This is a genomic window from Polaromonas sp. P1_G2, assembly GCF_056405515.1.
The window spans coordinates 1-432 of record NZ_JBFUBY010001273.1 but is presented as its reverse complement, the minus strand read 5'-3'; the positions used below and the strand labels follow the sequence as shown (position 1 = coordinate 432).

Below are 432 nucleotides of genomic sequence, written 5' to 3'. Positions count from 1 at the left end.
GGTCCGACCAATGCGGCGACGGATGGCCGGGTGATCCGTCAGGCGCTTTCCTTGAGTCATTACAAAGCGTTCTTCGCAAGCCTTCCCGTTCAGATTCAGGATGATGTCGTGGCGCGCTGGGGTGCGCCAGAGGCCGATCCATTCTTTCTCGACGGTGCATTTGCCCTGCCGCTTTCGCGTTTCGGCCAGGTGCTCGTCGGCATCCAGCCGGCGCGCGGCTATCACCTCAATCCGAAGGACACCTATCATTCGCCGGACTTGGTGCCGCCGCATGGCTACTTTGCCTTCTATGCCTTCATCCGCGAGGCCTTCGGCGCCGATGCGGTGATCCATATGGGCAAGCATGGCAATATGGAATGGCTGCCGGGCAAGGCCATGGCGCTCTCCGCAAATTGCTATCCGGAAGCCGTCTTCGGCCCGCTGCCGCATCTC

Annotated in this window: 1 protein-coding gene; it reads left to right on the top strand. The window is 61.3% G+C overall.

Features of this window, described 5'->3' with window-relative positions:
• Window positions 1-432, top strand: a 432-nt coding sequence (locus AC1D0P_RS30110; protein ID WP_477680082.1) for a cobaltochelatase subunit CobN, incomplete at both ends; no start/stop codon positions are given.